This window comes from Streptomyces sp. NPDC002265, from assembly GCF_040296125.1.
Lineage (GTDB): Bacteria > Actinomycetota > Actinomycetes > Streptomycetales > Streptomycetaceae > Streptomyces.
On the sequence record NZ_JBEOWS010000314.1, the window covers coordinates 1 to 11,652 of the forward strand.

15 protein-coding genes and 2 pseudogenes are annotated in these 11,652 nt (G+C 68.5%); 10 read left to right on the forward strand and 7 right to left on the reverse strand.

What is annotated here, in order from left to right:
• Positions 1-154: 154 nt before the first annotated feature.
• The 4 genes and pseudogenes from ABT085_RS36535 to ABT085_RS36550 all read right to left on the reverse strand — a co-directional run bounded on the left by ABT085_RS36535 (position 155) and on the right by ABT085_RS36550 (position 2,282).
• The gene (locus ABT085_RS36535; RefSeq protein WP_351618191.1) at positions 155-475 is read right to left on the reverse strand and encodes a MafI family immunity protein; all 321 of its coding nucleotides are present in this window, start codon (positions 473-475) and stop codon (positions 155-157) included.
• A gap of 31 nt (positions 476-506) precedes the next feature.
• Positions 507-740, reverse strand: a pseudogene (locus ABT085_RS36540) (IS630 family transposase); the annotation flags it as partial.
• 138 nt (positions 741-878) lie between these two features.
• Positions 879-1,358: a DUF4279 domain-containing protein gene (locus ABT085_RS36545; RefSeq protein ID WP_351618193.1), complete on the reverse strand. Its 480-nt coding sequence runs from the start codon at positions 1,356-1,358 to the stop codon at positions 879-881.
• A gap of 9 nt (positions 1,359-1,367) precedes the next feature.
• Positions 1,368-2,282: a helix-turn-helix transcriptional regulator gene (locus ABT085_RS36550; protein WP_351618195.1), complete on the reverse strand. Its 915-nt coding sequence runs from the start codon at positions 2,280-2,282 to the stop codon at positions 1,368-1,370.
• Positions 2,283-2,463: 181 nt separating this feature from the next.
• Between ABT085_RS36550 and ABT085_RS36555 the strand changes: the two genes are divergently transcribed.
• From ABT085_RS36555 to ABT085_RS36575, 5 genes are all read left to right on the forward strand, one after another.
• The gene (locus ABT085_RS36555) at positions 2,464-2,784 is read left to right on the forward strand and encodes a carboxymuconolactone decarboxylase family protein (RefSeq protein WP_351618222.1); all 321 of its coding nucleotides are present in this window, start codon (positions 2,464-2,466) and stop codon (positions 2,782-2,784) included.
• Between the two features lie 64 nt (positions 2,785-2,848).
• Entirely contained in the window at positions 2,849-3,883 is a 1,035-nt protein-coding gene (locus tag ABT085_RS36560) for an alcohol dehydrogenase catalytic domain-containing protein (protein ID WP_351618198.1), read from the forward strand.
• A 104-nt stretch (positions 3,884-3,987) separates the two neighbouring features.
• The gene (locus tag ABT085_RS36565) at positions 3,988-4,965 is read left to right on the forward strand and encodes an aldo/keto reductase (RefSeq protein ID WP_351618200.1); all 978 of its coding nucleotides are present in this window, start codon (positions 3,988-3,990) and stop codon (positions 4,963-4,965) included.
• Between the two features lie 60 nt (positions 4,966-5,025).
• On the forward strand, positions 5,026-5,877 hold the full coding sequence (locus ABT085_RS36570) for an aldo/keto reductase (protein WP_351618203.1): 852 nt from the start codon (positions 5,026-5,028) through the stop codon (positions 5,875-5,877).
• A gap of 411 nt (positions 5,878-6,288) precedes the next feature.
• The gene (locus ABT085_RS36575) at positions 6,289-6,669 is read left to right on the forward strand and encodes a DUF6193 family natural product biosynthesis protein (RefSeq protein WP_351618206.1); all 381 of its coding nucleotides are present in this window, start codon (positions 6,289-6,291) and stop codon (positions 6,667-6,669) included.
• Positions 6,670-6,714: 45 nt separating this feature from the next.
• Here the strand turns inward: ABT085_RS36575 and ABT085_RS36580 are convergent.
• From ABT085_RS36580 to ABT085_RS36590, 3 genes and pseudogenes are all read right to left on the reverse strand, one after another.
• Positions 6,715-7,178 (reverse strand): annotated as a pseudogene (locus ABT085_RS36580) (ATP-binding protein); the annotation flags it as partial.
• Positions 7,179-7,260: 82 nt separating this feature from the next.
• A complete protein-coding gene (locus ABT085_RS36585; protein WP_351618208.1) occupies positions 7,261-7,461 on the reverse strand; it encodes a hypothetical protein in 201 nt (66 codons plus the stop codon).
• Between the two features lie 82 nt (positions 7,462-7,543).
• The gene (locus ABT085_RS36590) at positions 7,544-8,440 is read right to left on the reverse strand and encodes a helix-turn-helix transcriptional regulator (protein ID WP_351618210.1); all 897 of its coding nucleotides are present in this window, start codon (positions 8,438-8,440) and stop codon (positions 7,544-7,546) included.
• A gap of 227 nt (positions 8,441-8,667) precedes the next feature.
• Here ABT085_RS36590 and ABT085_RS36595 point away from each other — a divergent pair, with 227 nt between their 5' ends.
• The 5 genes from ABT085_RS36595 to ABT085_RS36615 all read left to right on the forward strand — a co-directional run.
• The gene (locus ABT085_RS36595; RefSeq protein ID WP_351618213.1) at positions 8,668-8,988 is read left to right on the forward strand and encodes a carboxymuconolactone decarboxylase family protein; all 321 of its coding nucleotides are present in this window, start codon (positions 8,668-8,670) and stop codon (positions 8,986-8,988) included.
• Positions 8,989-9,058: 70 nt separating this feature from the next.
• Positions 9,059-9,493, forward strand: a complete 435-nt coding sequence (locus tag ABT085_RS36600; protein WP_351618225.1) for a cupin domain-containing protein — start codon at positions 9,059-9,061, stop codon at positions 9,491-9,493.
• Complete coding sequence (locus ABT085_RS36605; RefSeq protein WP_351618214.1) at positions 9,490-10,347, forward strand: aldo/keto reductase; 858 nt, start codon at positions 9,490-9,492, stop codon at positions 10,345-10,347. Before ABT085_RS36600 ends, ABT085_RS36605 begins: the two co-directional genes overlap by 4 nt.
• 60 nt (positions 10,348-10,407) lie before the next feature.
• A complete protein-coding gene (locus ABT085_RS36610; protein ID WP_351618217.1) occupies positions 10,408-10,587 on the forward strand; it encodes a hypothetical protein in 180 nt (59 codons plus the stop codon).
• 87 nt (positions 10,588-10,674) lie between these two features.
• Positions 10,675-11,652 (forward strand): zinc-dependent alcohol dehydrogenase family protein (locus ABT085_RS36615; RefSeq protein WP_351618219.1); only part of this gene is annotated, 978 nt, incomplete at its 3' end.

Below are 11,652 nucleotides of genomic sequence, written 5' to 3' on the forward strand. Positions count from 1 at the left end.
CAGGAGACGGACGCACTCTCAGGTGGCGGACGGCCGGAGTGCCGCAGTTCGTACACGGAGTGCTGCGGCCGGTCCCGCCGGATCGCCGTCAGCTGACCCGTTACGCCCCTCGCTGTGTGGTGCTCTGACCAGGAAGGTTCGCCAGGTTGGTGGGTCATTCGCCCTCGGAGGCGGCGGCGAGGTGGCGGCGGCAGAGGTCGGCAGCTGTGAGGTGAGGCTTGTGCAGCGCGTCGCTGTAGAGCCGCATCTCACGGGCTGCTCGGTCCAGGTGCTGCCAGAAGGCGAGCGGTAGGTCGAGGTCGTCACCGACGTCGACCAGGCAGTCGAAGGCGAGCCCCAGCTCGTTGTGCTCCAAGAACTCAAGCGTGGCTGCGAGATCGGTGTCCGGCTGGCCCGCCAGGTGGGCTCGGGCGTCGTCGAGGTGGCCGCGGGTCCGGTGCCAGCTGGCATGAAGCGCCTCACGATCAACGGTCATGGTGTCAGTGTTGCTGGTGCTGTTCGCCAGGTCACGCTGCCTTCGCCGGCCGTCCGCCCCAGCGGACGTCCTTCTCGCCGCGGATCCGGGCCAGCTCCCTGCGTTGGGCGGCCAGCACGTCGGGATGTCTGGCGTTCTTGTAGCGCCAGCGCAGGTAGGCGTGCAGCGCCTGAGTCTGCACCAGGTGGTTCGGGTGGTGGGAGTTGGCGATGGTGAACTGCCGCAGCGGCCCGAAGTGGGCCTCGATCGGGTTGGCCCAGGACGCGCGGGCGAGGCTGTCGTTGCGGCCGGCGGTGCGCTCGTGCAGGTAGGGAGTGGCGTTAACGGTCTGAAGTGGCCGCGCTTTTCCGGTCTGCGCTGGCCCCGGTTCGACTGGGCGGTCATGTCGATCCGAGGGGGCAGTTCAGTCTTCGGCTGCGGCCGGGGTCATGTCGTACTCGTCGACATCCAGGACCGCTCCGGTGGCTGCGAGGAAGTCGAGCACGTCGCGGTCCAGGTGCCAGCCGAAGAGATTGGGGTGATCGAGAGAGTTCGGCAGTTGGGGTGGGTCGGCTTCGTCGGAGTCGTTGAAGTAGCGGACGATCTGCAGCACCGCGGGGCCGTGTGAGGGGTCTTGCGTCGCCAGCTGTTCCGCAAGCTCGGCAATACGCCTTGCATGCGGCCGCAGCCGGTCGGTCACCATGCTGATCTGCTCGTCGACTCGAAGGCCGCCGTCCCGACATGCGATCTTCCAACGGTGGCTGACTGGAATTGCGACCGGCGCGGTGCGGCGACTTCCACGCACGGTCGTCTCGTCCGGCTCGATGCCCAGGAACGCGGTCATCTCACGGGCGGTGATGCTCTCACTGGAGAGAGCGAAGTAGACGTACTGGCGCAGAGGCATCCTGGGAGGCTACTTGTTGGGCTGCCCTGACGTTGCCTGCACCGGTCGCGGCGCGGGCTGCGGTCCGCTCAAGTCGAGGAGGGTGACGGCATCGTGTTCGGGCGTGCCGGGGGTGGTGACATAGATGCCCAGTCGGTGGCCGGGGGTGCCTTCGAGCTGCATGCCCTGGAAGTGGAGGGTGATGTCGCCGACCTGGGGGTGGTGGAAGGTCTTGGGCTTGCGGGTGTGCAAGCTGCGGGTGACCTGATAGCGGTCCCACAGCTTCGCGAAGTCGGCGCTCTTCAGCAGGAGTTCACCGATGAGGTTGGCGAGGTCGGGTGCGTCGGGGTCGGTGCCGGCCAGGGCGCGCAGGCGGGCGACGCAGCCGGCGAGCTGCGCATCCCAGTCCGCGTAGAGATCGCGGGCTGCGGGGTGGAGGAACATGAAGCGGGCGAGGTTGCGCTGCTTCGCGGGCCAGTCCTCGATGCCGGCGTACAGGGCGAGCGCGCCGGGGTTGTGCGCGAGGAGGTCCAGGGTGCGGCTGGTGATGTACGCCGGGTTGGGGCGCAGGCTCTCCAGCAGCACCTTGGTCTGGGGGCTCACAGTGCGGCTGGGGGCAGGTGGCGGTTCGGGGGCGTGCCGGGCGGCGCGGATCACCAGGTCCTGCAAGTGGTCCAGCTCGTCGGTGTCGAGTTTCAGGGCGCGGCCCAGGGCGTCGACCACGGACAGGCTGGGGCGGGTCTCCTTGCCGCGTTCCAGGCGGGTGTAGTAGTCGATGCTCACTCCGGCCAGCGCTGCGACCTCCTCACGGCGCAGCCCCGGGGTGCGGCGCACTCCGGCGCCGGGGGTGAGGCCGACCTCGGCCGGGGTCACCTGGGTGCGCCGGGCGCGCAGGAAGCGTCCCAGCTCGGTTCCGCCGGTGTCGTTGTGCCGCTGTTCCGCCATGCCTTCCAGTGTGACCCGCAGGTCATCGATGTGCTTCGGCCGAGGGGCGCCCTGCCACACCCCCTCTGGGACTCCCGGGAAAGACCCGCCCTGCCGGGCGGGCGGCGGATCGGCAACGGTGGAGGAAGCGGACATCCGCCCTCCCCTCGATCAGCACATCCCGGAACGAGAGCAGGCACTCATGCCGGACCAGGAACAGAACCGAGCTCAGCAGATCCTCGGCGACGCCGCGCCGGAGCTGGTTCGGCTGACCGACGACGTGCTCTGCGGCCCGGTATGGGCCGATCAGGGGCTATCGCAGCGAGATTGCGGCCTTGTGACCGTCGCGGCGCTGGTCACGCTCTACCGTCCCGAACAGCTCGACTCGCATCTGCGGCCGGCCCTGTCCAACGGCCTGAGCAAGGAGGAGCTGGTGGCGGCGCTCACACATCTGGCGTTCTACGCCGGATGGCCCAGCGCCATGTCCGCGATGACCCGCCTGAAGGCGATCACCGAAGAGTAGGGGCCGCAACAGCCCACGCCTCCACCTTCCCGACCAGGACCCGTACAGCAGAAAGGGCACTACCGTGCGCGCAACCCGTCTCCACCAGGCCGGCGACATCCGTGTCGAGGACGTCACCGACCCGAAGATCCAGCAGCCGACCGACGCCGTCGTACGGATCGTGATGGGCTGCATCTGCGGCAGCGACCTGTGGCCCTACAAGTCGCAGCCGCTCACCGACCACCCGCGCCAGATGGGCCACGAGTTCATCGGCGTCGTCGAGGAGGTCGGCCCCCAGGTCACCGGCGTCAAGCCCGGCGCCCTGGTCGTCGCCCCCTTCACCTACGCGGACGGCACCTGCGAATACTGCCGCAGCGGCCTTCACACCTCCTGCCCGCACGGCGGCCAGTGGGGCGTGAACGGCGTCGACGGTGGACAGGGCCAGGCCACCCGCGTCCCCTACGCCGACGGCACCCTCGTCCCGCTGCCCGTCGGCGAGGACTGCGACCTGCTGCCCGACCTGCTCACCCTGTCCGACGTGCTGTGCACCGGCTACCACGCCGCCCGCACCGCCGGGGTCCAGACCGGTGAGACCGTCGCCGTCATCGGCGACGGCGCCGTCGGCCTGTCCGCGGTGATCTCCGCGAAGCTCCTGGGCGCCGAGCGGATCATCCTCATGGGCCGACACACCGCGCGCACCGACCTGGGACGCGACTTCGGCGCCACCGACATTGTCGCCGCGCGCGGCGAGGAAGGCGTGGCCGCGGTCCGCGACCTGACCTCCGGCCGCGGCGCCGAGCGGGTCCTGGAGTGCGTGGGGCTGGAGGATGCCCTCGTCCAGGCCGCCGGTGTGGCCCGCGACGGCGGCGTGATCAGCCGCGTCGGTGCACCGCAGTACCCAGCGGTGCCCTTCGGGTTCCCGGAGTTTCTGCGGAACCTGACCCTCACTGGCGGGGTGGCGCCCGCCCGCGCCTACATCGAGGAACTCATGCCGCACATCCTCAGCGGTGAGATCCACCCCGGCCGGGTCTTCGACCGCACCGTCCCCCTGGAGCACGTTGCCGAGGGCTACCGGCTGATGAACGACCGCGAGGCCCTGAAGGTCATCGTCCGGCCCTGACCGCTGCACGGCCCGACTCCGGCGAGCCGACCCGCGGACAGCCGAGCCTGACAGTGCTGCCGACCGCACCAGCAAAACCCAGTAAACCAACGGATGGAATCCTCATGAAGCACATCACACTGCGTGGCCTTGAAGTCTCCCGGATCGGGCTCGGGGCGATGGGCATGTCCCAGGGCTACACCGGCGCCGGAACCGACGACGCGGAGTCCATCCGCACCATCCACCGGGCCCTGAACCTGGGCGTCACGTTCATCGACACCGCCGAGATCTACGGCCCCTACACCAACGAGGAACTCGTCGGCCGCGCGTTGAAGGGCCGCCGCGACCAGGTCGTCCTGGCCACCAAGTTCGGCCTCGTCTCCCACGCGAGCGGCGCACAGAGGAGCGTGGACAGCAGCCCGGCCAACATCCGCACCGCCGTCGAGGGTTCTCTCTCCCGCCTGGGCACCGACCACATCGACCTGTACTACCAGCACCGCGTCGATCCTGACACGCCGATCGAGGAGACCGTCGGCGCCCTGGCCGAGCTGGTCACCCAGGGCAAGATCCGGCACATCGGCCTGTCCGAGGCCGGACCCGACACCATCCGCCGTGCCCACGCCGTCCACCCCATCACCGCGGTGCAGTGCGAGTACTCGCTGTTCACCCGGGATCCCGAAGCGCGGGTGCTGCCGGTGCTGCGCGAACTCAACATCGGCTTCGTGCCCTTCTCTCCCCTCGGACGCGGCTTCCTGACCGGCGCGATCCGCTCCACCGACCAGTTCGACCCCACCGACTTCCGCGCCAGCAACCCGCGTTTCTCCGAAGAGAACTTCGCGCACAACCTCCGCCTGGCCGACCAGGTCGCGGCCATCGCAACCCAGGTCGGCGCCACCCCGGCACAGGTCGCGCTGGCCTGGCTGCTGGCCCAGGGCGACGACATCGCCCCCATCCCCGGCACCAAGCGCGTGGCCCGGATCGAAGAGAACGTCGCCGCCGACGCGGTCCACCTCACCGACGACCAGCTCGCCGAACTCACCGACCTGCCGCCCGCGGCCGGCGACACCCACAACGAGGCCCAGATGCGCATGATGGAGCGCTGACCGGTCCTCCTCGCAAGCGCCTGTGCCCCTCATCGCACCCGCAGAACATCGGGAGAACCCGTGCAGCACGTCACCTTGAACAACGGCGTCCAGATGCCGATCCTCGGCTTCGGCGTCTACCAGATCGCCCCGGAGAGCACCGAGCAGGCCGTCTCCGACGCCCTCGCCGCCGGCTACCGCCTGCTGGACACCGCAGCCGCCTACGGCAACGAAGCAGCCGTCGGCCGCGCCATCAAGTCCAGCGGCATTCCCCGCCAGGACCTGTTCGTCACCACCAAGCTGTGGGTCCAGGACGCCCCCGCGCAGGACAACACCCGCCGGGCGCTGGAGATGTCGCTGACCAAGCTGGGCCTGGACCACATCGACCTGTACCTGATGCACCAGCCCTTCGGCGACGTCTACGGCCAGTGGCGCGCCATGGAAGCCGCCAATCGCGAGGGCCTGGCCAAGGCGATCGGCGTCGCCAACTTCTACCCCGACCGACTCCTGGACCTGATCTTCAACAACGAGATCACCCCGCAGGTCAACCAGATCGAGACCCACCCGTTCTTCCAGCGCACCGCCGACCACGACCTCATGCGCGAGCACGGCGTCCAGCACCAGTCCTGGGGCGGCTTCGCCGAAGGCAAGAACGACCTGTTCACCCACCCCGTCCTCAGCGAGATCGGCACCGCGCACAACAAGTCCGTGGCACAGGTCGTGCTGCGCTGGCTCATCCAGCGCAACATCGTCACCATTCCCAAGTCGGTCAACCCCGACCGCATGGCCCAGAACATCGACGTCTTCGACTTCAAGCTCACCGACGACCAGATGGACCGGATCACAGCCCTCGACACCGGCACGACCCTGTTCTTCGACCACCACGACCCCGAGATGGTCACCTGGCTCAGCAAGCGCCGCCTGGACAACTGAACGACCACAACGCCGCAACCCAGCCACTGCCGGAGTGGAGGCCCCCGAGTGATCGGAGGCCTCCACCCGTCCCGGGCCACGCCGGCGACCACGCGGATGCCGCCACCGTGATCCGTGCTACTCAGCCAGATCAGCGCAGCGTCCTGAGGCGCTGAAGGCGGGAGCCATCGCCGCAACCGGGGACCCCTGACAGGCTGTCAACGGCAGCATCCAAATCCGACGCAGCCTCGCCCTCCCGAACTGCCAGCGTGAGCGCGGGCAGGACGCGCAGCAGGTCCGTGAGTTCCGGCAGCATCGGGCCGTTGATCGCGGGTCGAATCTCGGTGAGAGCCGAGAGCAGTCGCGTATGTCGCTGATCTCCCGCAGTGCCCGGCGTTGACAGTGGGCAAGGTTCGGCTCGATGGTCGGGGCATGGCGATCTCAGGTAAGCACAGCGAGTGCGATAGGACGTGGCGGGGGGCGTTGGAGACCTGGAGACCGCCGCATCAGCCTGGGGACTGGGTCAGTCCTGGAGTGTGGGCCGTGCTGCAGCTGGCGGCGGAGGAGCCGGTGCTGCGACAGCTGTTCGTGTGGACCAGCATGAACGAGGTGCATGTGTCTGCGACGGGCGACTTCCGTGACTACTCCGTAGAGCCGTTCCCGGCGATCGCTGCGTCGACCAGGGGCTTTGTCGTGATGACGCATCCGTGGGGACCGGATCATGCGGTGCTTGAGACCACTGAGCCGGCAGCCGCACTGGAATGCATGGTTCGTCTGATGGGGGACCAGGAAACCCCCGCAGAGGTCGAGTGAAGATGAGCCCCGAAGGTGATTCCTGGAGCTCCAGGGCGGTGGCCAGCTTGCCGTCTGTTCCTGCCGGGCGCGGGTGGTGGCGAGTCGGTAGGAGTCAGTGCCGGTCTCGATGATGTTGCCGCCGAAGGTGAGGCGGTCGACGATGGCCGCGCAGAGGCGGGGGTCGGTGAAGGTCTTGGTCCAGCCACCTAAGCGCTCGTTGGAGGCGATGGCGACGCTGTTCTTCTCCTCGCGCTCGGTCAGGACCTGGAACAGCAATTCGGCGCCGCGGCGGTCGAGTTCCACGCAGCCGAGTTCGTCGATGCAGAGCAGGCCGACGCGGCCGTAGCGGGCGATCGTCTTGGCCGAGCTGCTTCTCGTCGGCGGCCTCGACGAGCTCGTTGACGAGCTTAAGTGGCCAGCACCTACTTGACCCGGAAGCCGGCCATCGCGGCCTCGGTGCCGAGCGCGATCAGCAGGTGCGGCTTGCCGGTGCCGGAGTCGCCGATCAGGCAGAGTGGCAGGCTCTTCGAAGCGAGAAGGGCATCCGCTGGGGGAGGACGCCTACTTCCCGCCGCAGCTTGACGGCTTCGTTCGAGCGCAGAAGGAGAGTCAGCGTCGCCGCCGCCCTGGGAACAGGGCGCTGAGCGTCGCGCACACGATCGCCCCGAACAGCAGCCCGCCCCATGGCATCCCGTCCGGACGATGGGTCGTCACCACGTAGAGGAAGGAGCCGAGCCCGCCGGCCACGAAGAAGACAGCGAAGCCTCGGAGCGCGTACCACCATCTCGGGCGGGCTATGTCTGAAGTCACGGGAGGCATTATCCACACACAGCAGCAGGCGACCAGGCCCTCAGGACTGACCACCCGGCATGCCGGTGAACCTGTGCGGTCACTAGCGGTCCTGCGTTTTGCGGGAGGCAGCGTTCCCGGTGGGCTGGTCGGCTTGGGTGGCGGCCCAGGTGGCCAGGAGTTGCAGGAGGTCGTGGTCGGGTGTGCCGGGGGCGGCGCTGTAGGCGGTGAGGGTGAGCCCTGGCTGGGCGGGGAGTTCCATGGCGTCGAAGTCGAGGGTGATGACTCCGACGGCGGGGTGGCAGAACGACTTGCGGCCGGTGTGGTGGAGGCGGACGTTGTGCTTGGCCCAGGCGGTGCGGAACTCTTCGCTGCGGGTGACGAGTTCGCCGATCAGGCCGGTCAGCTCGGTGTCGTGAGGGGCGCGCCCGGCCTCTGTGCGCAGCAGGGCGACGGTGGTGTTCACGGACTCCTCCCAGTGCGGGAAGAAGTCGCGACCTCCTGGCAGCAGGAACTGTGAGCGGGCGATGTTGGTCGTCTGCGCCTCCGCGTTCGGGAACAGGGGCGCGTACAGAGCGCGGCCGAGGACGTTGGCGGCGAGGATGTCCAGTCGGCCGTTGCGGATGAAGGCCGGTGAGTCGGTCATCGAGCGCAGGACCCGCAGGACACTGTCGGGCAGCGGCCCGCGGGGGCGGCGGGCGCGGTGGGCCGGCCGTTTGGCGGCCGTGCGGGCCAGATCGAAGAGGTGAGCGCGTTCGGCGTCGTCGAGCTGAAGGGCGTTCGCGAGGGCGTCGAGGACTTCCTCGGAGGCACCGGCGATGTGGCCGCGTTCCAGGCGGACGTAGTAGTCGATGCTGACGCCGGCGAGCAGGGCGACCTCCTCGCGTCGCAGACCGGGCACGCGCCGGTTGCCGCCGAAGGCGGGCAGGCCCGCCTGCTGCGGTGTGATCTTGGCGCGGCGGGAGGTCAGGAACTCGCGGATATCACTCTCGGTACTCACACCTTCAGGCTAGGGCGGTTGCTGCCTGTGTGGGGGGTCCTGTCAGTACCTGTAACGGCAGACCCTTCTCCACCTCTGTGAGCTGCAGTTTCCTCGATAGCAGCACGTCGCGTCCGCTCCGGGCAGGTGGTCCGGGTACACGGTTCGGCGGCTGCCAGATCTTCGCCTACGCCTCACAGTGAGTCGTGTGGTCGGCGAGCAGTTTTTCGAGCAAGGAGTCGTCTTTCATGGCAAAGCAGTCCGCGCCCCAGGAGCTGGCCGGCATCGCACCGAAGCTGGTCGAGGTCACCAATGACGTGCTGTTCGCGGATGTGTGGGAGCGCCCGGGGCTCGCTCCGCGGGACCGCAGCCTGGTCACGGTCAGCGTGCTGGCCGCCCTGTACCGCAGCGAGCAGCTGCCCTACCACCTGGGCGTAGCGCTGGACAACGGACTCACGGTGGAGGAGCTGTCCGAGGCGATCACGCACCTGGCCTTCTACGCCGGATGGCCCAACGCCATGACCGCGATCAACCAGCTGAAGAAGATCGCGGACGAGCGTTCCGCCTGATCACGGGGCATGCAGCGCAACGATGCCCCGCACGGTCAGCGGGGCGGATCGGATCAAGGGAAAGAACAAGATGGCTGACAACAAATTTGATCAGATTTTCCCCCTGGGCGAGAAGAACGACACCTTCGCGCAGTACTTCATCGGCCAGAGCTATCTGGCTCCGCTCGCCCCGGGGAGCGTGCCCGTCAGCAATGTCTCCTTCGAGCCGGGCTGCCGCAACAACTGGCACATCCACCACGGCACGGGCGGCGGCGGTGACCAGATTCTGATGTGCACGGCGGGCAGCGGCTGGTACCAGGCCGAGGGTGCAGATCCCGTCAGCATGGAACCCGGGACTGTGGTCCGCGTTCCGGCGGGCACGAAGCACTGGCACGGCGCGAAGGCCGACTCCTGGTTCTCCCACGTCGCCTTCATCACGCCGGGCGAGGACGTCAGCAACGAGTGGCTCGAGCCGGTCACCGACGAGGTGTACGGGCAGCTGCCGAAGAACGGAGCGAACGCATGACCATTCTGGACGAGACCTACACGCTGGCAGGCGGCGTCGAGATTCCCAAGCTGGGGCTCGGCACCTGGTTCATCGACGACGGCAAGGCGGCCGACGCGGTCCGCGCGGCCGTGGAGATCGGCTACCGGAACATCGACACCGCCCAGGCGTACGGCAACGAGCGCGGTGTCGGCGAGGGGGTGCGCACTTCGGGGGTGCCCCGCGAGGAGCTGTTCGTCTCGACCAAGCTCGCTGCGGAGATCAAGGACTACGACCAGGCGCTGGCCGCGATGGACGGCTCTCTTGAGAAGCTGGGCCTGGATTACGCCGACCTGATGCTGATTCACAGCCCGCAGCCGTGGGCCGACTTCCGCGGCGGTGACTACGCCCAGGGCAACCGGGAGGCATGGCGGGCCCTGGAGGACGCCCACCGGGCCGGCAAGTTCCGCTCCATCGGCGTCTCCAACTTCCAGCAGCACGACCTGGAGAACATCCTGCAGGGCGCGACCGTCGTCCCGCACGTGAACCAGCTGCTCGTGCACGCGGGCAACACCCCCTCTGAGCTGCTGGCCTACTGCGAGAGCAAGCAGATCCTCGTCGAGGCGTACTCGCCGATCGCCCACGGCGCGATCCTGAAGAACGCCGAGGTCCAGGCGATGGCACAGAAGTACGGCGTGTCCGTCCCCCAGCTGTGCATCCGCTACACCCTGCAGCTTGGCACCGTGTCGCTGCCCAAGACGGCGAACCCCGACCATATGAGGTCCAACGCCCAGGTCGACTTCGAGATCTCCGACGAGGACATGGATGCCCTGCGGGGGCTGCGCGACGTGGACTACGGCGAGCACAGCGTCTTCCCTGTCTACAGCGGCAAGTGACGCCAGATGAGCGCCACCTCGCGCCGGCACGGGTCGGCCCCTGCACACCGAGCCGGATGTATGCGCGCCGACGGCGTCGAGGCCGAGGTGACGTTCACTGACGCGTCGGCGCGGACCGTGCGCCGCGTGGTGCGGGACGTCTTCCAGAACCGCGGGCAGGCCGACCGGCTGCGGTGTGCCTGGTCGGAGCCGGTCACCGACAAGCGGTACAAGGCGGCCCTGGCCGTCGTCGGCTCCTGACACCGGCCCCCGTTTACCTGACGTCGCGGCCCCGCTCCCGTGTAGGGGGCCGGCACGTTCGTTCCGACTGAGAAAGGCAGCACCATCATGCGCGGAGCGATTCTCCACGCCCCGGGCGACGTCCGCTTCGAGGAGCGCGACGACCCGACGATCATCGATGCCACCGATGCGGTCATCCGCACGACGGCGACCTGCGTGTGCGGGTCGGACCTGTGGGACTACCGCGGGATCAACCCCGTCGAGCAACCCACCCCGTTCGGGCACGAGTACGTCGGCATCGTCGAGGAAGTCGGCGACGGGGTGAAGAACATCAAGCCGGGCCAGTTCGTCGTCGGCTCCTTCTTTGCCTCCGACAACACCTGCCCGAACTGCCGCAACGGCTACCAGACCAACTGCCTGCACCGCGAGTTCGTCGGTGCCGAGGGCTGCCAGGCCGAGAAGATCCGTATCCCGCTGGCCGACGGCACCCTGGTCGCCACCCCCGAGGTGCCCGACGAGAAGTACATCCCCAGCCTGCTGGCCTGCTCGGATGTGATGGGCACCGGCTGGTACGCGGCCAAGGCCGCCGAGGTTGGCCCCGGCGACACCGTCGCGGTCGTCGGTGACGGCGCGGTCGGACTGTGCGCCATCATCGCCGCCAAGGAACTCGGCGCGGAGCGGATCATCGCCATGTCGCGGCACGAGTCCCGGCAGAAGCTGGCCCGCGAGTTCGGCGCGAGCGACATCGTCGCCGAGCGCGGCGAGGAGGGCGTCGCCCGCATCAAGGAGATGACCGGTGGTATCGGCGCGGACCGGGTCCTGGAGTGCGTGGGCAACGAGCAGTCGATGCAGCAGGCCCTGAACTCCACCCGCCCCGGCGGCAACGTCGGATTCGTCGGCGTCCCGCACGGCGTCTGCCTCGACGGCGAGCAGCTGTTCTACTCCCACGTCGGCGTGCGCGGCGGTCCGGCCCCCGTCCGCGACTACCTTCCCCACCTGATCGACCTGGTTCTGTCCGGACGCATCAACCCGGGCAAGGTCTTCGACCTGGAACTGCCCCTGGACCAGGTGGCCGAGGGCTACAAG